Here is a 19,778-nt window from a genome sequence, read left to right as displayed (position 1 = left end):
CTGATGCCGAGACCCGGCATGGGCCGTCTTGCGCAGTGGAATTACGACAATGTCTCTTTTTTCTATGATGGGCGCCCTGGAGATCGGTCTGATCTTCAGTCTCGTGGCGCTCGGGGTGCTGATTTCCTTCCGCATCCTCAATTTCCCCGATTTGACCGTCGACGGCAGCTTCGCCCTGGGCGGCGCGGTCGCGGCTACGCTGATCGCCGGCGGCACCAATCCGTTCGCCGCGACCGTGGCGGCGATGGCGGCGGGCGCGCTGGCGGGCTTCATCACCGGCTGGCTCAATGTGCGCCTGAAGATCATGGATCTGCTCGCCAGTATCCTGATGATGATCGCGCTCTATTCCGTGAACCTGCGGGTGATGGGGGCACCGAACGTGCCGCTGATTACCTCGCCGACCGTCTTCACGATGCTCCTGCCGGACAACGTGTCCTGGTTGCCGGACTATGTGACGCGTCCGTTGTTGCTGCTGGCCGTGGTCATCGTGGTGAAGCTTGGGCTGGATTACTTCTTCCTGTCGCAACAGGGCCTGGCGATGCGCTCGACAGGCGCGAATTCGCGCATGGCGCGGGCGCAGGGCGTGAATACCGGTCACGAGATTCTGGCGGGCATGGCGCTCTCGAATGCGCTGGTGGCGCTTGCGGGCGCGTTGTTCGCGCAATCGCAGGGCGGCGCGGACATCTCGATGGGGATCGGTACCATCGTGATCGGCTTGGCGGCGGTCATCATTGGCGAGACGATTCTGCCGGCCCGACGCCTCATTCTCACAACGTTGGCGGTGGTCGTCGGTGCGGTGCTTTACCGCTTCTTCATCGCGCTCGCGCTCAACAGCGATTTCATCGGTCTGAAGGCGCAGGATCTGAATTTGGTGACGGCATTGCTCGTGGCGGTGGCATTGGTGCTGCCGGCAACGCGCCGCAAGCTGTTCCCCCGCAAGAACGGAGGTGCCTGATCATGTTGAGCGCAAAAGACCTCAAGATCACTTTCAATCCGGGCACGCCCATCGAGAACCGTGCGCTGCGCGGCATGTCGCTGGATATCCCGACGGGCCAGTTCGTCACCGTGATCGGTTCGAACGGTGCGGGCAAGTCCACGTTCCTGAATGCCATCAGCGGCGACTTGCGGGTCGATTCGGGCACGATTTCCATCGACGGTAACGATGTCACGAAGAAGACGGCGTGGCAGCGGGCGAGTCAGGTGGCGCGCGTGTTCCAGGATCCGATGGCCGGCACCTGCGAGGCGCTGACCATCGAGGAAAACATGGCATTGGCGGTCAAGCGGGGCGAACGCCGGAGTTTCGGGTTCGCGCTGAATCGGGAGCTGCGTGAGCGGTTCCGCGAGAAGCTGAGCCTGCTCAACCTTGGGCTGGAGAACCGGCTCTCGGACCGTATCGGGCTGCTCTCCGGCGGTCAGCGTCAGGCGGTGAGCCTGTTGATGGCGTCGTTGCAGCCGTCGCGGATCTTGCTGCTCGACGAGCATACGGCCGCGCTGGACCCCAAGACGGCGGCGTTCGTGCTGGAACTGACGGCACGCATCGTGCAAGAGAGCAAGCTGACGGCGATGATGGTCACGCACAGCATGCGTCAGGCACTGGACTACGGCGACCGCACCGTGATGCTGCATCAGGGCAAGGTCGTGCTGGACGTGTCGGGCGAGGAACGCAAGGGCCTGGACGTTCCCGATCTGCTGCAGATGTTCGAACGCACCCGCGGCGAACAGCTCGATGATGACGCGCTGCTGCTGAGCTAACGCGTTGGAATGTCAGGACACAAGCCCGCTTCGGCGGGTTTGTTTCATTATCGGCGGCGTCACTGAACGCGTTTTCGGGCCGTGCGATAAGTCGCAAGGTGCTCTCGTTTGCCGACGGCGACCACCAACACGGTGACGGCTTTGTCGTCGACTCGGTAGACGAGCCGGTATCCCACCGATGCGAGTTTGATCTTGTAGCAGTCCGGCATCGACCTTAGCCGACTGCCGGGAACTTGGGGTCTTTGCAGCCGTTGCTGCAACTTCGCTTTGAACTGGCGCTGGATCGTGGAATCGAGCGCCTGCCACTCCTTGAGGGCAGAGGGTAGGAACTGCAGGTCATAGGTCGTCAAGCTGGGTACTCACCGGCGTTTCGCCGGCGCGTGAACGGATAAGGTCGGCGAGTTCAGCGTCATCGAGCCGCTCGCAGATCGCTTCCCAATCCGCTGCGGGGACGAGATAGGCGACCGGCGTGTTCCGGTTCAGGATGGCGACGGGGCCATCGGCTCGATGGATGGCGGCACTGGGGTTCGATTTCAATTCGCTGATTCCGATCGATGCGCGGGCAAGGATGTTTTTCATGTGACATCTCATCAGGCCCGGGGGGAGGCGGCCGATTCGCTGACGCGTACCAGCCGAGACCCTGAGATCGAGCCAATCATAGAGGGAATATCGAGGGGAGAGTTTGGGGAGTCGCTGAGAATTTCTCCAGAAACGTCCGAATCTTTAGGCCTCAAAAAACGTATCCCACGCGGGGCGATCAACCATTTTTGAGCGCCAGCGCTCGCTCGTAAAGCGCGTTCTTCGGTGCGCCGGTGATCGCGGCGGCGAGCTTCGCGGCACTTTTCGTCGGCAGTTCAGCCACCAGCAACGCGAGCACGCGCTGCGCTTCGGCGTCGACACCATCTTCGCTAGCGCTCGCTGCCGCGCCCGATACCGCCAGCACGAATTCGCCACGCTGACGGTTCGCGTCCGCCTTCAGCCAGGCCACGCCTTCGCTCAGCGCACATTCGTGAATCTCCTCGAAGCGCTTGGTCAACTCACGTCCGATCAACAGTCGGCGCGCACCGCCCAATCCATCGGCGAGTGCCGCGACCGTCTCTACGATCCGATGCGGCGCTTCGTAGAAGACCTGCGCCGAGGTCGCCCCTGCAAGCGCAGCAATCGCCTGGGCCCGTTGCTGCGCCTTCGATGGCAGGAAACCCACGAACGTGAACGTCTCCACCCAGGCGCCGGCCGCCGAGAGCAGCGTAATCACCGCGCTCGCGCCTGGTACCGGCACCACGCCGAGCCCGGTCGCACGCACCGCATCGACCAGTCGCGCGCCCGGATCCGAGATGCCCGGGGTGCCTGCGTCTGAAATGTAGGCGATGCGCTCGCCACCCCGCAGACGCTCGACCAACCGCGTCGCCACTTCGTTTTCGTTGTGCTGGTGGGCCGCAATCAACGGCTTGTCGATGCCATACCGCTGGAGCAACTGCGCGCTATTGCGCGTATCTTCACAGGCGATAGCGTCAACCATCCCGAGGATGTACAGCGCTCGCACCGTGATGTCGGCGGTATTGCCCAACGGCGTGGCGACGACGTACAGCGTGCCCACCGGGTAATGCTGGCCCTCGGCCAGGGACATCAGGCGCTCATCCATGGCGTCGCACTCCCGCAAACGGCGTCGTTGCCGTGCGGGGCACACAGGCGTTGGTAACACCGGCAGCGCCGGCAACGGTAAACATCGGAACAACCATGTCGAATCAGTTAGGAGAATCGTTCGAGGACCACGCTCAGACGTTGCTGGAGCGACGCGGCTGGCGGCTCGTCGCGCGCAATTATCGGTGTCGCGGCGGCGAAATCGACCTCATTATGCGGGATTGCGCGGGTGTACTGGTATTCGTCGAGGTGCGCGCCCGCGCGCGCAGCGACTTCGGCGGGGCCGCCGAGAGCATTACGCGCGCCAAACGCCGCCGCCTGGCCTTGGCCGCGCGTCACTATCTGCTGCGGCGTCCCGCGGGGCGTTGTCGTTTCGACGTGGTGACGTTCGACGGACGTCCGCCGGTGGTGCGCTGGCTGCCCGACGCTTTCCGAGCCGACGATCTCTGACGAAACCCGTGTCCGCCGGCCTGTTACACTTGCGAACGCGCCGTTTTCAAGATTTTCAAGACTGATACGGCCTTTGAACGCCGGCCGATGCAGGCGAGTGCCCTCGGGCACCCATGCAAGGCCGGCCGCTTTTGCGACACCCTGGCAAACGACCATGTCGATCGAACGAATTCAGCAACACTTCACGGATAGCGTCGAGACCAAGCTGGCGGCGCGCGACGCACTGCCCGAATATATCGCCGCCGCCGCGGACGTCATGTTCGAAGCGCTGTCCAACGGCAACAAGATTCTCGCTTGCGGTAACGGCGGCTCGGCCGCCGACTGCCAGCACTTCGCGGCCGAACTCGTCGGCCGCTTCGAGCGCGAGCGCCCCGAATTGCCGGCCATCGCGCTGACCACGGACTCGTCGATCCTGACGGCCATCGGCAACGACTACAACTTCGACGCCATCTTCTCGAAGCAGGTGCGTGCGCTCGGGCACGAGGGCGATGTCCTGCTCGCCATCACCACGTCGGGTAATTCCGGCAACGTGCTCGCCGCCATTGAAGCGGCGCACGAACGCGGCATGCACGTGATCGCGCTGACCGGCAAGGGCGGGGGCAAGGTCAATGCGGCGCTGGGTGAGCTGGACGTGCACATCTGCGTCCCGGCTGATCGTACCGCGCGCATTCAGGAAGTTCACCTGCTCACGATTCACTGCCTGTGCGACCTGGTCGACGCGATGCTGTTCGGCGAAGCGTGAACCTATTGCCGTCATTCGGCGTCAAGAGCATGACAGGTACTGCGCCGCGGGGGCGGGCGGTGCCGGCTGGGCGCGGCGGGGGCCGTCCCGTTCGATCATCCAACAAGGAGAATGCCCGATGAATTTCCAACGCGTGGTCAAGCCGCTCGCCGCGGCGGCGTTGATTGCTGCAACCCTGGCCGGTTGTGCCCCCATCATTCTCGGCGGTGCCGCGACCGGCGCACTCGTCGCCACCGACCGCCGTTCCGTCGGCGCGCAGACGGAAGACCGTGAAATTCAGATCAAGGCCGAAGCCAATACCGCGAATAACTTGCCAGACGCCGCCCACGTCAACGTAACGGTCTTCAACCGTCGCGTGTTGCTCACCGGCGAAGTTCCGAACGACGCCAGCAAGCAGCGCGCCGTCGAAATCGTCAAGCAGATCAGCAACGTGCGCGGCATCGTCGACGAACTTGCCATCGGACCGGCCAGCTCCTTTGGTTCGCGCTCGAACGACGCGTGGATCACCAGCAAGGTCAAGGCCAACCTGATCAACACGAAGGAAATCTCGGCCAACGTCTTCAAAGTGGTCACCGAGCGTGGCGACGTGTATCTGCTGGGCCTCGTGTCGGAAGAGGAAGGCCGCATCGCCGCCAACGTGACCAGCCGTATCGACGGGGTGCAGAAGGTCATCAAGCTGTACGAATACATCAAGCCGGAAGAGGCGCAGCGCCTCTCGACCGAGGCCTCGAAGAACCCGGCCCCGGTGACTGACGATTCGAGCGCCGCGGCGGTCACGACCACGCCGATCGACACCGAAACGGTCACGGCCAAGCCGCTGTCCTCGCCTGCGCCGATCAGCGACGCACCGATCAAGCCCGGTCCGTCGAACAAGACCGGTAACTGACGCGCGCTACCCGAGCGCCTCGGACACTGCGCGTGCGCACCCGTGCCGTTACCGGCTCAGCGGCCGACTGCCGCGATCGTCTGCCTCGTCCATCTGCGCGATGGGTGACGCCGGCCATCGCGGCGGCGCTCGTTCTGACGATCGGAACCGGGGTTGTCGCCACCGCGACGGCATGGGCGGCACCGGTATCCGGCGTGCGCGCCGCCTCCCCGGTCTACGTCGAGCTGGCGGCGCCGCAGGCGCCCCAGCCCGACTGGCAAGCCCGCGACTGGGCGATGGCGTGCATGACATGTCATAACGCGTCGGCGCCAGTGAGCACGGGCAAGGCAACGCTGCCCGCGCTGGACGGGCGCCCGGCGACGGAACTCATGTCGGCGTTGCAAGCCATGCGCGATGGGCAGCGTACCGCCACGCTGATGCCCCAACTGCTCAAAGGCTATCGCGACGACGAGTTGCGTCGCATCGCCGCGTACTTCGCCTCGCAGCCGGCGGGCAAGGGCGCGTCAGCGTCGCCGCGCACGCCTCAAACGTCTCAAACGCCTCGATAGGGCCGACACGATGCGCCGCCGCAACTTTCTTCTTGGCATGGGCTCGACGGTCGCACTGGCCGGTGTCACCCGCGCATGGGCGGCGCCGCTCTGGCCGACACCGCTCAAGACGCGTGTCCGTGTCGTTGTGATCGGCGGCGGATTCGGTGGCGCGACGGCGGCCAAGGCGTTGCGCATGCTCTCGGGCAACACGATAGACGTCACCTTGGTCGAACCGAATCCCGCCTTTGTCTCGGCCCCGTTGTCGAACCTCGTAGTGGGCGGCCACTTGCGGGTAAGCGACCTGACAGTGCCCTACGACAGGCTCGTCGAACGGCACGGCGTGGTCTGGCGACGCACACGCGCCCAGGCCATCGACGCCGCCAACCAACAGGTGCGGCTCGCCGATGGCGGTCGCCTTTCCTACGACAAGCTCATCGTCGCCCCAGGGGTGTCGCTGCGTAGGGAGGCCATTGCCGGACTCTCCGATCCCGCGGTGCGCGACGCCTTGCCGGTGGGATGGACCGACGCCCGCGAAAGCGCCGCGTTGCACGCGCGTTTGCGGGCGATGCCCGACGGTGGGGTCGTCGCCATCACGATCCCCGAGGCGCCGTTTCGCTGTCCGCCCGCGCCGTATGAGCGCGCGTGTCAGGTCGCCGCCTGGCTCAAACGTCACAAGCCGCGTGCCAAAGTGCTCGTCTTTGACACCAACGATCAGGTGCTCGCGGAAGCCGAGCAGTTTCAGGCGATTTGGGGCACCCAATATGCCGGAATCGTTGAGTATCACCCGCAGTTCAATTGCACGGAAGTCGCGGCCGATGGTGCGAAGTGGCTGGCGCGCTTCGAGCTGGGTGAGGAAATCAAGTCCGACGTGCTCAATGTCATCCCGCCGATGCGGGCGGGCGATATCGCGGTGGACAGTGGGCTGGCGACGGCCAACGGCCGTTGGTGCGACGTCGACTTTCTGACGTTTGCGTCGACCGCGCAACCCGACATCCATGTGCTGGGGGACGCCATTCAGATCGCCCCGCAGATGCCCAAGTCCGGCCATATGGCCAACCAGCACGGCAAGGTTTGCGCCGCAGCCATCGTGGCGGCCCTGTCAGGGCGCGCGGTCAACCCGGAGCCGCTTTACAGCAACACCTGTTACACGTTCGTCTCGGCGACCGAAGCGATGCACGTGGCCAGCGTTCACCGATACGACGCCGCGCAGCGCACCATGCTCCCGGTGCCGGGCACAGGTGGCGCGTCGTCGCGCGCCACACCGGACGAATTCGCCCTGGGACTCGCATGGGCACAGGGCATCTGGGCCGACACGCTGGCGTGAGTTTGTTGGAAATCAGCCTGACGTCGTCTCTTGAGACTTTTCGCGATCAGGCGCTGTGACGATCGCCGCCAGAATTGCCACGATGACGACGTAGGTAGACACGGTCGATTTCAGGTTGAATGTCTCTACCGTCAATCCGAAAATCCAGAATGCCACCACGAAGCACAATCCCAACAATGCGGCGCGTCGTCTTACCGATGAGGCACTGCGCATGGCGCAATGGAATAGGCCGATCGGGCCAAGATAGACCAGCATTAGGGAAACCCACCCGAAAACGCCGTAATCGACCGCATACGCGATCATCTGGTTGTGCATTTCTCCTTCCCCGGCCTGTGCAGCACGGGACGACAGTTCTCCCGCTGCCTGCAAACGCGGCATGGCGAGCTTATAGCCGTTGGCACCCAGGCCCGTCCACGGCTTGCGGGCGAATTCCCGAAGACCTGTTTCCCACAATTGGAGGCGGATGCCGATCGACGTGTCCCGGTTTCCCATCTCGTAATTACGAATGTCGAACTGGGCCTGAACAATGCGCTCCTGCACGAGCGAGGACGTAAAGTACGACGCAGTGGCCGCCGCTGCGAGCAGGACGAACGCGCCGACCTTCCACTTCAGGGGGGCTGACTTGAATCTGTAGCCTAGCACGATGAGAAGCATTACCGGCAGGGCGATCCAGCCGCCGCGCGAACCCGTGAGTAACGACGCAAAAAGTCCGGCCCCCGTGCCGAGCAGCTTGAGCGCGACGATGGCGAGGGAGTCGCGGCGATGCCAGTGAAGCGACATTAAGGACATGACGCCGAAGATGAGCGCAATGTCGCCGAAATGGATGGGGTTCAGAAAGTAGCTGCCGAAACGGTCAGTGCCCCATTCGCTCGCATAGGGAAGGGTAACGAGGGTCGCAGCTAGTCCACCCAAGGCAAACGATAGATCGCTCCAGCGGAGCTTGTCACTCTGCGAGCTACGCAACGCTAGGAAGATGGGAATGGCTGCGACGAATCGCGAAGGCGAGTCGAGCGTGTCCCACGCGACTTGCCCATGAATGAGTTCGATAAGTAATGCGCAAAGTAGCGGTGCGGCCATCGACAGACATAGCACGATCTCCATTCTGGAGAGCTGGCCCACCGAAGCTAGCAGGAGCCGACGCCCCTCTTTGAACGACAGCGAGATCAGCGACAGTGCTGTGGCAAGAATCAACAGCGTGCTCGCACCACCGCGAGCGCTCAGGGAGAATGCGGGAAAAGCCAGGACGAGGCCTGCGACGGCGAGTGTGTAGATCACGGCGCCGTACGACTTGGGCCAAGGGCCAACTGGGGTACTTTTCATATGGGGGCAAAGCATGAGGCGCAACAAACACGTTGACTCGCCGGTTCTGCGGCGGCAACACCAACCCTTGCATCGCCCGTGACATTTCGTGCGCAGCGAGGTGTTGCCGGGTCCCAGAGCCATTGCGTCGCAGTTGTGCCTGTTGGCGCACAGAAGCGGTAAAGCGCAGCGGATTATATCCCATGGCGCGCAGCAGGACCTCGTCCGGCGCCTCGTGCCCCCTTACGATGCCTACCCATGCGTTTGCGGCGCGTTGATACCTCGTACGTTTGGAGTGGTTCTTCTCTAAGCGGTCCAGACCCTGTCTGGTAGTGTTCTGGTCCGAATGTTGTATAACCGCCGCATTTCACCCTGTTTCCCCTGTTGACGGGGCCTCACGCCTCTCGGTTACACTGGCCGCACGAAAAAATAAGCATTCAAGGGGCATAGGGATGGCGCATCGCCAGGGAGGAGCCCGTCTTGCGCTACGCGTTGTGCGTGGTAATTCGGTCAAGACGGCGCAAAGCCGCAGGGTCGTTCGAGTCGTCGCCGTATCGTTGTACTCCATTGGCCTGCTAAGCGTGCACAACGCCTTGGCCGACGGCAGCCCCGTGCGTGGCGACCCGCTGCAAAGCATTCCAAAAATCGAGGTGCCCAAGGCGCCCGCCGCCACCTTTCGCATTCAGCCACCGACGCAGGAAGACGCGCTCAAATCGCTGCTCGCGCGCAAGATGACCCCACAGCGTTTCGGTATCGAAGGCGTCAAGTCGTTGCCGTTCGCCGACGTGGCCGGGGTCTTCGCGCCGCTGGCGGGCAAGGAAGTGACCATTGGCGATCTGGTCGAAAAGGCCAATCAGGTCACGAAGATGTACCAGGACGCGGGCTATCTGCTGTCCTTCGCCTTCGTCCCCGCGCAAGACTTCAAAGACGGCTTCGTGCGCGTGACGATCGTTGAAGGCTACATCTCGAGCACGAAAATCACGGGCAAGCCGGGGCCGTCGGAACAGCGGTTGCGCGACATCGCTGCGCACATCGAGGCGGAACGTCCGCTCAAGCGCGCCACGTTCGAGCGCTATCTGAACCTGCTCACGCTCGTGCCCGGCATGAAGATCAAGGCCGACGTGCAACCGCCCACGCAGACCGACGGCGCGACCGAACTCTCGCTCGACGTTACGCGTCAACCCGTAGCGCTGGGCACGTCGCTCACCTATAACAACCCCGGTATTCGCGGTGTGTTCACGGTGACAAGCAACGCGCTCACCCCGCTCGGCGAACAGATTCAGCTCACGGCCATCGCCCCGAAGGGGCATAACGACGAAGAGTTCTATGCGGGGTCGTACATCCAGCCGCTCGGGTCGAACGGATTGCAGGCGCGCGTGGACGCGTCGCACTATCGCGGACAGCCAGACGATCAGGCGCTGGCCGGTCTGACGCGACACCTCGACACCAAGCGTGTCGCCGTGACCGTGTCGTACCCGATCCTGCTCAACAATCAGCGCAACCTGACGGTCAGCGGCGGCATGTACGGCGTGAATTCGCGCGATCGCTACGAAGTACCGAATTCGCCGAACAACATCAATTCGCAGACGAACGTGCGGGCCGCGCAGGTTCAGCTCTCGTACAACGAGGTCACCGAGAAGCAGACCCGCAGCGCCACGCTCGGCGTGTTCAAGGGCTTTACCGGGATGGGGGCGAGCCAGTCGTACACGACGCAGCCGGCGGGCGTCGCGCAAATACTCGGCCCCTACGATCTCGGCTTCTGGCGCTTCACGCTCGATGGCAAACAGGGGCTCGTGCTGCCGTGGGAATTCGGTGTCGTCGTCGCGGCGGGCGCGCAGTACAGTGCCAACACGTTGCCGACGTCCGAGCAGGCGACGTTCGGCGGTCAGCGCTTCGGCCTCGGCTATCCGGCCGGCGAAATCGCCGGGGACAGGGGGTGGGGGGCGTCGATCGAACTCAATCGGATGTTCCGCACCGACTTCCGCTTCCTCAAGACGATTCAGCCGTACCTGATGCTCGATACGGCGCGCGTCTATCTGAGTTCGGGGCCGTTGTTCCACAACCAGCTCGCCTCCGTGGGCCTGGGCGTGCGGGTCTCCGACAGCAAGTACTACTCGCTCGACCTGTCGGTCGCCAAGCCGATGGCCGACGCGCCGACCAACTCGCCGAGCCGTCCGCTGCGGTTCAATGCGAACTGGTCATATCAATTCGAGTAAGACGGGATGGCGATTCGTCGCCATTCCGCCATCGCTCACGGACGACGTCCGCAAAATGTCGTGCTCTGGCACGCTGTCTCCCGCCACTTTCTTATCGGGTTTTTCCCTGATGCGCCAATCCGTCGGGTCGTCGCGCATGCGGCTGCACCTGACGGTAGGCTCGGCGTTGCATGTCGCGCAAACGCATATGAGGTGGAGCGCTATATCCCCGGATATACACGGCAGCGCGTCTGACCGACGCCCAATGCGCGCCCTCCGCAACGAGACATCGGTCGCCAACGTGTTGCAGTGCAGCTTGCGTCCGACGCGCATTGTTTTGATTATCCGTATATGCGTCATTAGGCATATACGAAATTCCTTGTGCCAGCATACGAACTCAAAGACTGACCGTCATGGAAGAACTCGATCGCGTATTCGAAAAGGTGTCGCACTACTTCAGCCTGCTCTCCGAGCCAACGCGGTTGCGGATTCTGCATGCGCTGTGCGGTGGCGAACGCTCGGTGAGCGAGGTGGTGACGCAGGTGGGATCGTCGCAGACGAATGTATCGCGGCATCTCGGGGCAATGTATCAGGCGGGCGTGTTGGCACGGCGTCGCGACGGGAATCAGGTGTATTACACGATCGCGGATACCGGGGTGGTCGAGATCTGCCGCGCGGTGTGCGTGCAGGTCGCTGGCCGACTCGAGGAGGAGGCGCTGCCGGAGCGTGCCGTCGATGGCTTCATGCCACGCGCCAACTGAAGCACGCAGCAGACCGTGGCAATACCGTAGTACTGCAGCACGGCAATACCCGTAGGTCAGTGCGGCAACCAGACCGCACATATCGATTCGAACGCAAGCGGTAAGCCGTCCGTGTCCTCGCGACGCTGGCGGACGCCACAAAACGCGAGGAGACAGGGTGAGCAAGACCAGCGATAGCGCATCGCGAGCCGGCCGTTTGCGCCGGGCTCCGGAGAACTTCGTCGACAGCACGCTTGCCGACGACATTGCCCGCGACGGGTTGAATCCCACCCGGCGCAATTTCCTGCAGCGCAGCTTCCTGGCCGCCGGTGCCGCGCTCGCGGGCGGTGCGGCCTTTGCCGCCGACGCGCCCAAGACCGCCGGGGATCCGATGATTCTCGAACCGCGTCCGTGGGCCACGTCGCTCGGCCAGCCGGTCGCGGCACGTCCGTACGGCATGCCGTCGAAATTCGAAGCGAACCTGCAACGCCGTCAGTCGCCGGGACTGACGCAAACGGCGCAGGCGTCGGTGGCCTTCACGCCGCTGCAAGGTCTGTTCGGCATCATCACGCCCAGCGGGCTGCACTTCGAGCGCCATCATCAGGGCTGGCAGGAGATCGATCCAACGCAGCATCGCCTGATGGTGCATGGCCTCGTGCGCGAAGCGAAGGTGTACACGATGGACGACATCATGCGCCTGCCGTCCGTGTCGCGTATGCACTTCATCGAATGCGGCGCGAACACCGGCATGGAGTGGGGCAATGCCGCCGTGCCGACCGTCCAGTACACGCACGGCATGCTGTCGTGCTGCGAATTCACGGGCGTGCCGCTGTCGGTTCTGCTCGACGAGGTGGGCGCCGATACCAAGCGCGGCCAATACGTGCTCGCCGAAGGCGGCGACGGCTCCGGTATGACCCGAACGATCTCGATGGAGGCGGCGCTCTCCGACGTGCTCGTCGCCTGGGGTATGAACGGCGAAATGCTGCGCCCCGAAAACGGTTATCCGCTGCGGCTGGTCGTGCCCGGCGTGCAGGGTGTGTCGTGGGTGAAATGGCTGCGTCGCATCAAGGTCGGCGACGCGCCGTGGAACACCAAGGATGAAACGAGCCATTACGTCGACTTGATGCCGGACGGCCAGCATCGCCAGTACACGTCGATCCAGGAGTGCAAGTCGGTCATCACGTCGCCCTCCGGGGGACAGGCGTTGCTCGATCGCGGCTATTTCAACGTGACGGGTCTTGCGTGGTCGGGGCGGGGCCGCATCAAACGGGTCGACGTGTCGACCGATGGCGGCAAGACCTGGCGCGCGGCGCGGCTCGAATCGCCTGTGCTGCCGAAGTGCCTCACGCGCTTCAATTTCGACTGGCAATGGGATGGCTCGCCGGCGCTCCTGCAAAGCCGGGCCATGGACGAGACGGGCTTCGTGCAACCGCGTTATCGGCAACTGCGGGAAGTGCGCGGCACGAAGTCGATCTATCACAACAACGCAATCCAGACGTGGCAAGTGGCGACGAACGGGGAGGTGACCAATGTCCACGTCGATTGAACTTAAGTTGCAGCGCCCCATGCGTCGGCGCGCGCAGTCGGTGGTCCTGGCCGTGCTCTGGGTGGCCGCATTGACGCTCGCGGGCCTGACCGTCGCGGCCTGGTTCTCGGCCCCGGCGCAGGCGGCGCCGGTCCAGCCCGCCATCAAGGCGCCACCTGGGATCGGACGCGATGCCACGCCGGCGGAATTGAGCGCGTGGGACATCGACGTGCGCCCCGACTTCAAAGGGTTGCCCAAAGGACAGGGATCTGTCGCCGACGGCCAGAAGGTGTACGACGCGCGCTGCGCATCGTGTCACGGCACGTTTGGCGAGAGCAACGAGGTGTTCAATCCGCTGGTGGGGGGCACCACCGCCGACGACATCAAGACGGGGCACGTGGCATCGCTGCGCGCGAACAATCAGCCGGTGCGCACCACCTTCATGAAGGTCGATACGATCTCGACGATCTGGGATTACATCCGTCGCGCCATGCCGTGGAACGCGCCGCGTTCGCTCAAGCCCGACGAGGTATACGCGGTCACCGCCTATCTCCTGAATCTTGCGGAGATCGTGCCGTCGGACTTCGTGCTGTCGGACAAGACCATTGGCGACGTGCAGAAACTGATGCCCAATCGCAACGGGATGACGCGCGCGCATGGCATGTGGCGCGTGGGCGACAAACCGGATACTCATAACAAGGCGTGTATGCAGGATTGTCCTGAGGCTGGTATCGTGACGTCCGCACTCCCTGCGTACGCCCGCGACGCGCATGGGGATCTGGCCGCGCAAAACCGGATCATCGGTCCGGTGCGCGGTGTCGATACGAAGCTGCCGCCGCTGTCGGGCACTGCCGCGCAAAACGCGTCGGTGCGCAAGACGGCGGCCCTCGCCACGCTCGGCATGGCGAGTTCGGACGCGCCGGCCCATTCCGCCGCTGCGACGTCATCGGCAGCAACGCTTGCGGACAAGAACGGTTGTCTGGCGTGTCACGGCGTGACCGACAAAAAGATCGGACCCGCCTTCTCGGAGGTCGCCACCAAGTACCATGGGCAGCCGGATGCGGCTGAAAAACTGGTGGCGAAGATACGTGCCGGAGGCGCCGGCAATTGGGGCAGCATGCCAATGCCGCCGCAATCGCAGGTCGCCGAAACCGATATCCGTACGATGGTCGACTGGATTCTCCGTGGTGCACATTGAGCGGGCAGGAGGTTCGACGGACGCGCCGAGGGTTTCGGGCCGCCGCAGGACCCCCGTCCCCTACACAAATCGAAGGAGATACGATGAAAAAGATGCTGATCGCCGCGGCCATGCTGGCCGGCACCTCGCTGGCCCATGCCGGTGTCGATGTCGCAGCGGCGACCAAGCTCGCGGGTGCCAACGCCTGTATGGGTTGCCACGCCGTCGACAAGAAGCTGGTGGGCCCGGCCTATCAGGAAGTGGCTGCCAAGTACAAGGGTGACAAGGACGCGGTGGCCAAGCTGGTCAAGAAAGTGAAGGGCGGTGGCTCGGGGGTCTGGGGTCCGATCCCGATGCCGGCGCACCCGAACCTGTCGGATGCCGACGCCAAGATCCTCGTTGAGTGGGTTCTGGCCGGCGCCCCGGCGAAGTAACACCGGGGCAGGGGGCTCGCCGGCAGGCTGCCCGGCAGGATCGGGCGGCGGGTCAGGCGAGCGAACGGCGGCCGGTACGTGGCGGATCGATGGTCCACTTCGTATCGGCGGCCCTCAGAGAAGGAAACACACAGAGATGAACCAACAGCGACGCGACATGCTGCGGTTTTCCGCGGTAATGGGACTGGCGGTAGCCGCCGGGCTGATCAAGCCCGAAGAGGCGCGCGCGGCAGAGGCGCATTGGAACAAGGCGGCGTTCTCGACCCGGAGCGTGGCCGACACGGTCAAGGCCCTGGGTGGCACGGGCACCAGCCCGAGCGATTTGGTGGTGCTGACCGCGCCCGACATCGCCGAGAACGGTGCGGTTGTGCCGGTGGCGGTGGCGAGCAAGGCGCCGAATACGCAGATGATCGCGATTCTGATCGAGAAGAATCCGAATACGCTTGCGGCGTCGTTCGAGATTCCCGACGGTACCGAGCCGGCGGTGACCACGCGTGTGAAGATGGGCCAGACCTCGAAGGTCTATGCGCTCGTCAAGGCGGACAACAAGTACCTCGTGGCCGAGAAGGAAATCAAGGTCACGCTGGGCGGCTGCGGCGGTTAAGCGACGCATCGTAGAACAGAGGAGCCACAACATGGGTAATCCGATGCGCATTCGCGCAACCGAGGCCGGCGGTGTCGTCGAGGTCAAGGTGCTGATGAGTCACATCATGGAAACCGGCCAGCGCAAGGACGCTTCCGGTAATATCGTCCCGGCACACTTCATCCAGAACGTCACGGTGACTTGCAACGGGAAGACGGTGCTGTCGGCCGAATGGGGCCCGGCGGTGTCGAAAGATCCGTTCATGGCGTTCAAGTTCAAGGGCGCCAAGAAGGGCGACAAGGTCACGGTCATGTGGGTCGACAACAAGGGCGATTCGCGGACCGACGAGACGGCCATCGCCTGACGGGCGGACGTCGGCAGACGTGCGGCGGCGCGTCACAGGCGCTGCCACGCGAATCCGGCCGGGTGGGACGGCGTGAAGCGAAATCCGCGCCGTGCAGTGTGCAAGCACGAGCGCTTTCGGGAGATTCCCCGTTGCGCGGACCAACCCCACGAAGAGGAGATCGAGATGAACGAGGCGCAACATAGCGCACGGGCGAGCCAACGAAAGAGCACGGCAGGAGACGCAGCGTGGCTGCGACGGACTGTGCTCGGCGGCGTGCTCGTCATCGCGGGCGTCAGTGCCCCCGCATTCGCTGCAGAAAGTTCGACGGCCGACGCCATCGCGCAATATCGCGAGATGCTCGCCGACGGCAATCCAGCAGAACTCGTCGAGATGCGCGGCGAGGAACTCTGGAAGACACCACGCGGCCCGAACAACGTATCGATGGCGCAGTGCGACCTGGGGCTTGGCGCGGGTGTCGTCAAGAACGCCTACGCGCAACTGCCGCGCTACTTCCCCGACACGAAACGCGTGCTCGATGCCGAGTCGCGCATCGTCGAGTGCATGGTGCATCTGCAGGGCTTCAAGCGCGCGGACGTCATCAAGCAACCGTTCTCCAAGGAAGGGCAGGATCCGACCGATCTCGAAGCGCTCACCGCCTATGTGGCGGGTCAGTCGCGCGGCGCCGTCATTCACGTGTCGCAGGCGCACAAGGAAGAGAAGGACGCCTACGCGCGCGGTCAGAAGATCTTCTACTACCGTTCCGGTCCGTACGATTTCTCATGCGCGTCGTGCCACGGGGCGGATGACAAGCGTATCCGTCTTCAGGATCTGCCGAACCTGACCAAGCCCGCGGCGGCGCGACAGGCGTTTGCGACGTGGCCGGGCTATCGTGTCTCGCAGGGTGCGCTGCGCACGATGCAGTGGCGGATGAACGATTGCTTCCGCCAGCAGCGCATGCCGGTGCTGAATTACGGCTCGCAGGCGTCCATTGACCTGATTACCTTCCTCGGCGTGATGGCCAATGGCGGCAAGATGGACGCCCCTGGCCTGAAGCGCTGACCGATTGCGAGGCACACCCATGAAATCATTCGCATTGCGCGCGACGGGCGTCGCGCTGGCAGCGGCCGGGGCACTCGTCGTCGGCACGGCCTTCGCGCAGGACGAGAGTCCGAAGCTGGTGAGCGGCACGACCGATGCGGCCGTTGTGCAGGAATTGCGCGATTCGTTCCGCGCCTCGGGCATCGCGCAGCTTGACCGCATCGATCAGAGCGAGCTGCAGAAGCTGTGCACGCAGTACGCGACCAAGCCGATGCCGGCGAAGGTGGCTGAACGGCTGCAAAAAGCCGAGCTGGCGAAGGTCAAGGCACCGGCCGACGGTCAATATCTTGGTGACTGGAAGGAAGGCGAGAAGGTTGCCCAGAACGGTCGAGGCCTGCAGTTCACCGACAAGGCCGATACCGTCAATGGCGGCAACTGTTACGCGTGCCACCAGTTGACCAAGAGTGAGATCTCGTTCGGCAACATCGGTCCGTCGTTGTATCACTACGGCAAGCTGCGCGGCGATTCGCCCGAAGTGGTCAAGTACACGTGGGCGAAGGTCTACGACTCGCATAGCTACGCGGCTTGCTCGAACATGCCGAGGTTTGGCGCGGCGGGCATTCTGACCGAGAAACAGTTGAAGGACGTCATGGCGTTGCTGCTCGACCCCGCGTCTCCCGTCAATCAATAAGCCACCGTCGTTCCGGCGGGCGACCCGAGATCGTTGATCGACGGTCGCCGCCGGTTTCCGGAGCGCTGCATGACATCCCTGGAATATACGAATCAAGTCGCTGATCGTCGCCGACCGTCGCGATGGCCGCGCTCGCGTGCGGACTGGCGAGGTGGGTGTGGGTTTGCGTCTGTTTCGGATTCACGTCTTGCGCGAATGACCGTCTGGCAGATGGGGGCGCACTCGATGCTGGGTTGGGTGGGTGCTGTTTTTGGGGCCTGCGGGGTACGTCGACCGAGCTACGTTGCACGACGAAGTGGCATGGGCGTGTTCGGGCGTTTGAAAGCGACGATCATTGCGGCGTTCGTCGTGGGAGCAATGACCCTTGGCGCACCGGCGCACGCGCTGGAGGTCGGCGACACGGTCACGCTGCCGTCGCTCACGCTGCTCGATGGCAAGACGCTGCCCGCGAGCGCGTTCAAGGACCGGACAGTCATCGTCGAGTACTGGGCGTCGTGGTGTCCGTTCTGTGCGCAGCAGAATCCGCATGTGCAGAAGCTTTACGAGGCCACCCGCGGCAAGCCGATCCAGATCGTCACGCTATCGATCGACAAGAAACCGCAGGAAGCCATCGACTACCTCAAGACGCATGGCTACACGTTTCCTGCGGGTATGGAAACGGACGCCTGGCGGGCGGTGCTGGGCAAGCGTCGCGGGCTGCCGGAGTTGTATGTGATTGGACGTAACGGCAAAGTGCTGCGCAAGGAAGTCGGCGAGATGTTCGGCGAGGACGTGGCGGCGCTGGCGGACTACGCGGGGAAGTGATCAGATGACCAAGTGACACGGTGACCAAGTGCCATCGGTGTTTCGGTGATTTGGCAACCCGATGAATCAGGGTTTGAATCAGAGATCCGGTGATTCGGTGAATCGACAACTCAGTGATTTGAAGACTCAGTGAATTGGCGGGACGAGACGGAAGATGATCGTTGCCGTATCACTGCGGGACGTTCGCTGCGGCATCGCGTCGATGGTGTACTGGCGCGGTACGAGCTGACGGGTACGGATGCATTAGCTAACGACAAAGCAGGCGCGCCGCACGACGTGTGCGTTACGGAGACGAAATGAATCGACGCGAGTTCATGCAGGTGTTGGCGGTGGCGGCGGCGGGCGGGATGGCGCTGTCGCATCAGGAGATGGCAGCGGCCAAGGCGGCAGACGTGTTCTACGATCTGCCGACGTTCGGCAATGTGCATCTGCTGCATTTCACTGACTGCCATGCGCAGTTGCTGCCGATGTACTTCCGCGAGCCGAGCGTCAATCTGGGGATCGGCGAGCAGGCGAACAAGCCGCCGCATCTGGTGGGCGAGGCATTCTTGAAGGCATATGGTTTGCGTCCCGGCACGCCAGACGCGTATGCGTTCACGTATCTCGACTTTGCCGCGGCGGCGCGCACGTACGGCAAGGTTGGCGGGTTTGCGCACCTTGCGACGCTGGTCAAGCGCATGAAGGCGTCACGCCCCGGCGCGCTGCTGCTGGACGGCGGCGACACGTGGCAAGGGTCCGGCACGTCGATGTGGACGAAGGGCCAGGACATGGTCGACGCCACGCTGGCGCTCGGTGTCGACGTGATGACGGCGCACTGGGAGTTCACGTATGGGGCGGATCGCGTGAAGTCCGTCGTCGAGGAGCAGCTCAAGGGGAAGATCGACTTCGTCGCGCAGAACGTGCAGACGAACGATTTCGGCGACCCGGTCTTCGCGCCGTACACGATCAAGACGATGAACGGGGTGCCGGTGGCGATCATCGGACAGGCGTTCCCCTACACGCCGATTGCGAACCCGCGCTATTTCGTGCCGGACTGGACATTCGGCATTCAGGAGGAGCGTCTGCAGTCGATGGTCGACGCGGTGCGCGGCAAGGGGGCGCAGGTCGTGGTCTTGTTGTCGCACAACGGGATGGACGTCGATCTGAAGCTGGCGTCGCGCGTGCGGGGTATCGATGCGATTCTGGGCGGTCATACGCACGACGGGGTGCCGAAGCCTGTCACCGTGGAAAACGCTGGCGGCAAGACGCTCGTGACGAATGCCGGGTCGAACGGCAAGTTCCTGGCGGTGCTGGACTTCGACGTGAAGGGCGGCAAGCCGGTGGACTTCCGTTACAAGCTGCTGCCGGTGTTCTCCAATTTGCTCCCGGCCGACGCGCCGATGCAGGCGCTCATCGAGCGCGTGCGTGCGCCATTTGCGGCGAAGCTGGCGGAACCGCTGGCGGTGACGGAAGGCGTGCTGTATCGACGAGGCAACTTCAACGGGACGTTCGATCAGCTGCTGCTCGACGCGGTGATGGCGGAGAAAGATGCCGAGATTGGGTTCTCGCCGGGATTCCGTTGGGGGACGTCGCTGCTGCCGGGGCAAACGATCACGATGGAGCAGTTGCTTGATCAGACGGC

General features: G+C 63.7%; 22 protein-coding genes. 18 read left to right on the top strand and 4 right to left on the bottom strand.

Translation table 11 applies throughout. The annotated features are described in order from the left end of the window. Window positions 1–49 precede the first annotated feature (49 nt). Both A985_RS0111715 and A985_RS0111710 read left to right on the top strand, forming a co-directional pair. Complete coding sequence (locus A985_RS0111715) at window positions 50–955, top strand: ABC transporter permease (RefSeq protein ID WP_026131877.1); 906 nt, start codon at window positions 50–52, stop codon at window positions 953–955. A 2-nt stretch (window positions 956–957) separates the two neighbouring features. Continuing rightward, complete coding sequence (locus A985_RS0111710) at window positions 958–1,752, top strand: ABC transporter ATP-binding protein (protein ID WP_017233591.1); 795 nt, start codon at window positions 958–960, stop codon at window positions 1,750–1,752. 59 nt (window positions 1,753–1,811) lie between these two features. On the opposite strand, the gene A985_RS0111705 is transcribed toward A985_RS0111710, so the two are convergent. From A985_RS0111705 to rsmI, 3 genes are all read right to left on the bottom strand, one after another. Further along, entirely contained in the window at window positions 1,812–2,102 is a 291-nt protein-coding gene (locus A985_RS0111705; RefSeq protein WP_017233590.1) for a type II toxin-antitoxin system RelE/ParE family toxin, read from the bottom strand. Continuing rightward, the gene (locus tag A985_RS0111700) at window positions 2,089–2,331 is read right to left on the bottom strand and encodes a type II toxin-antitoxin system Phd/YefM family antitoxin (RefSeq protein WP_017233589.1); all 243 of its coding nucleotides are present in this window, start codon (window positions 2,329–2,331) and stop codon (window positions 2,089–2,091) included. The genes A985_RS0111705 and A985_RS0111700 overlap by 14 nt, the downstream gene beginning before the upstream one ends. A 178-nt stretch (window positions 2,332–2,509) precedes the next feature. Continuing rightward, complete coding sequence (rsmI, locus tag A985_RS0111695) at window positions 2,510–3,394, bottom strand: 16S rRNA (cytidine(1402)-2'-O)-methyltransferase (protein ID WP_017233588.1); 885 nt, start codon at window positions 3,392–3,394, stop codon at window positions 2,510–2,512. Window positions 3,395–3,489: 95 nt separating this feature from the next. Here rsmI and A985_RS0111690 point away from each other — a divergent pair, with 95 nt between their 5' ends. The 5 genes from A985_RS0111690 (at window position 3,490) to A985_RS0111670 (ending at window position 7,325) form a co-directional block, all read left to right on the top strand. Then, entirely contained in the window at window positions 3,490–3,843 is a 354-nt protein-coding gene (locus tag A985_RS0111690) for a YraN family protein (protein WP_017233587.1), read from the top strand. A gap of 154 nt (window positions 3,844–3,997) precedes the next feature. Next, window positions 3,998–4,585, top strand: a complete 588-nt coding sequence (locus A985_RS0111685; protein ID WP_017233586.1) for a phosphoheptose isomerase — start codon at window positions 3,998–4,000, stop codon at window positions 4,583–4,585. A 118-nt stretch (window positions 4,586–4,703) separates the two neighbouring features. Next, window positions 4,704–5,471: a BON domain-containing protein gene (locus A985_RS0111680; protein WP_017233585.1), complete on the top strand. Its 768-nt coding sequence runs from the start codon at window positions 4,704–4,706 to the stop codon at window positions 5,469–5,471. Window positions 5,472–5,503: 32 nt separating this feature from the next. After that, the gene (locus A985_RS27025) at window positions 5,504–6,019 is read left to right on the top strand and encodes a hypothetical protein (protein ID WP_157211436.1); all 516 of its coding nucleotides are present in this window, start codon (window positions 5,504–5,506) and stop codon (window positions 6,017–6,019) included. A 10-nt stretch (window positions 6,020–6,029) separates the two neighbouring features. Beyond that, on the top strand, window positions 6,030–7,325 hold the full coding sequence (locus tag A985_RS0111670; protein WP_017233583.1) for an NAD(P)/FAD-dependent oxidoreductase: 1,296 nt from the start codon (window positions 6,030–6,032) through the stop codon (window positions 7,323–7,325). Between the two features lie 12 nt (window positions 7,326–7,337). On the opposite strand, the gene A985_RS25175 is transcribed toward A985_RS0111670, so the two are convergent. After that, complete coding sequence (locus A985_RS25175; protein ID WP_157211435.1) at window positions 7,338–8,600, bottom strand: O-antigen ligase; 1,263 nt, start codon at window positions 8,598–8,600, stop codon at window positions 7,338–7,340. A gap of 605 nt (window positions 8,601–9,205) precedes the next feature. Here A985_RS25175 and A985_RS0111660 point away from each other — a divergent pair. The 11 genes from A985_RS0111660 to soxB form a co-directional block, all read left to right on the top strand. Next, on the top strand, window positions 9,206–10,840 hold the full coding sequence (locus tag A985_RS0111660) for a ShlB/FhaC/HecB family hemolysin secretion/activation protein (protein WP_232424604.1): 1,635 nt from the start codon (window positions 9,206–9,208) through the stop codon (window positions 10,838–10,840). 392 nt (window positions 10,841–11,232) lie between these two features. Then, on the top strand, window positions 11,233–11,580 hold the full coding sequence (locus A985_RS0111655; protein WP_017233580.1) for a metalloregulator ArsR/SmtB family transcription factor: 348 nt from the start codon (window positions 11,233–11,235) through the stop codon (window positions 11,578–11,580). Window positions 11,581–11,737: 157 nt separating this feature from the next. Further along, complete coding sequence (soxC, locus tag A985_RS0111650) at window positions 11,738–13,105, top strand: sulfite dehydrogenase (RefSeq protein ID WP_017233579.1); 1,368 nt, start codon at window positions 11,738–11,740, stop codon at window positions 13,103–13,105. Then, window positions 13,089–14,282: a c-type cytochrome gene (locus tag A985_RS0111645; RefSeq protein ID WP_017233578.1), complete on the top strand. Its 1,194-nt coding sequence runs from the start codon at window positions 13,089–13,091 to the stop codon at window positions 14,280–14,282. Before soxC ends, A985_RS0111645 begins: the two co-directional genes overlap by 17 nt. Window positions 14,283–14,365: 83 nt before the next feature. Beyond that, entirely contained in the window at window positions 14,366–14,695 is a 330-nt protein-coding gene (locus A985_RS0111640; protein WP_017233577.1) for a c-type cytochrome, read from the top strand. Window positions 14,696–14,831: 136 nt separating this feature from the next. Continuing rightward, window positions 14,832–15,299, top strand: a complete 468-nt coding sequence (gene soxY, locus A985_RS0111635; RefSeq protein WP_017233576.1) for a thiosulfate oxidation carrier protein SoxY — start codon at window positions 14,832–14,834, stop codon at window positions 15,297–15,299. 31 nt (window positions 15,300–15,330) lie between these two features. Next, window positions 15,331–15,642 (top strand): thiosulfate oxidation carrier complex protein SoxZ, encoded by a 312-nt coding sequence (gene soxZ / locus A985_RS0111630; RefSeq protein ID WP_017233575.1) that lies wholly within the window; start codon window positions 15,331–15,333, stop codon window positions 15,640–15,642. Window positions 15,643–15,807: 165 nt separating this feature from the next. Continuing rightward, window positions 15,808–16,683, top strand: a complete 876-nt coding sequence (gene soxA / locus A985_RS0111625) for a sulfur oxidation c-type cytochrome SoxA (RefSeq protein WP_083902279.1) — start codon at window positions 15,808–15,810, stop codon at window positions 16,681–16,683. 19 nt (window positions 16,684–16,702) lie between these two features. Continuing rightward, entirely contained in the window at window positions 16,703–17,353 is a 651-nt protein-coding gene (gene soxX, locus A985_RS0111620; protein ID WP_017233573.1) for a sulfur oxidation c-type cytochrome SoxX, read from the top strand. 300 nt (window positions 17,354–17,653) lie between these two features. Continuing rightward, window positions 17,654–18,157, top strand: a complete 504-nt coding sequence (locus tag A985_RS0111615; RefSeq protein ID WP_017233572.1) for a TlpA disulfide reductase family protein — start codon at window positions 17,654–17,656, stop codon at window positions 18,155–18,157. Between the two features lie 296 nt (window positions 18,158–18,453). Beyond that, on the top strand, window positions 18,454–19,778 hold a 1,325-nt coding region (gene soxB, locus A985_RS25170; protein WP_232424603.1), incomplete at its 3' end, for a thiosulfohydrolase SoxB.

Origin of the sequence: Pandoraea sp. B-6, assembly GCF_000282835.1 — a bacterium.
GTDB lineage: Bacteria > Pseudomonadota > Gammaproteobacteria > Burkholderiales > Burkholderiaceae > Pandoraea > Pandoraea cepalis.
The sequence above is the reverse complement of the archived record's forward strand: the minus strand, read 5'-3'. Positions and strand labels throughout refer to the sequence as shown.